2 protein-coding genes are annotated in these 877 nt (G+C 63.5%); both read left to right on the top strand.

The features are described 5' to 3' along the window. The coding region (locus NKI59_RS34975) for a substrate-binding domain-containing protein (protein ID WP_352709071.1) at nt 1-564 on the top strand (564 nt) is incomplete at its 5' end. Between the two features lie 68 nt (nt 565-632). Beyond that, nucleotides 633-877: MocE family 2Fe-2S type ferredoxin (locus NKI59_RS34980; protein ID WP_352709074.1), on the top strand; the 245-nt coding region annotated here is incomplete at its 3' end.

An 877-nucleotide genomic window follows, 5' to 3' on the forward strand; every position in this document is an offset into this window, starting at 1 on the left:
AACGAGGTGGAGTCCGGCACGCTGGAAGCGTTCGAGGTGTGCAAGATGCTGCGCGCCAAGGGCAAGTCGGCAGGTGCCAAAGCCTACATCGTCATGGGCAGCCTCGTCCACCAGGCGGCCCTGCAGCGGACCAAGGATGTCGAGCAGATCTTCGGCACCGACATGTGCAACTTCATCAAGATCGTCGACAAGCAGTCGTCCGAATGGTCGCGCGACAATGCCCAGACCCTGATGACCAACTGGTTGACCGCCGGCGGCGCGCCGGACGCCGTCATCGCCAACAATGACGAATCCGCCATCGGTGCCATCCTGGCGCTCAAGGCCAACGGCGTCGACATGAAGAACGTCGTCGTCGGCGGCATCGACGCCACACAGGACGGCTTGCAGGCGATGAAGGCCGGCGATCTCGCGGTCACCGTGTTCCAGAACGCCAAGGGCCAGGGTGGCGGCGGCGTCGACGCCGCACTCGCGCTGGCCAAGGGCGAGAAGGTCGAACGCGTCGTCTACGTGCCGTTCGAACTGGTGACCTCGGCCAACGCCGCCGACTACCTCGACAAGAACTGATCCCAGGACCGGAGCCTCCGGGCGGCATTGCCGTTCCGGAGGCCCGACCGCAACTCATAGAGGAAAAAATGTCCAGCTGGATCACGGTCTGCGGCCTCGACGATATCGAACAGGAAGGTGCCCGCCGTTTTGACCATGAAGGCCGTACCTACGCCATCTTCCGCTCGCCCTATGATGAAGTGTTCTGCACCGACGGCCTATGCACGCACGAAGCGGTACACATCGCCGACGGACTGGTCATGGATTACGAGGTCGAATGCCCCAAGCACGCGGGCGCCTTTGACTATCGCACCGGCGCGGCAAAGCGGCTGCC

Origin of the sequence: Mesorhizobium sp. M0598 (genome assembly GCF_040320865.1) — a bacterium.
GTDB lineage: Bacteria > Pseudomonadota > Alphaproteobacteria > Rhizobiales > Rhizobiaceae > Mesorhizobium.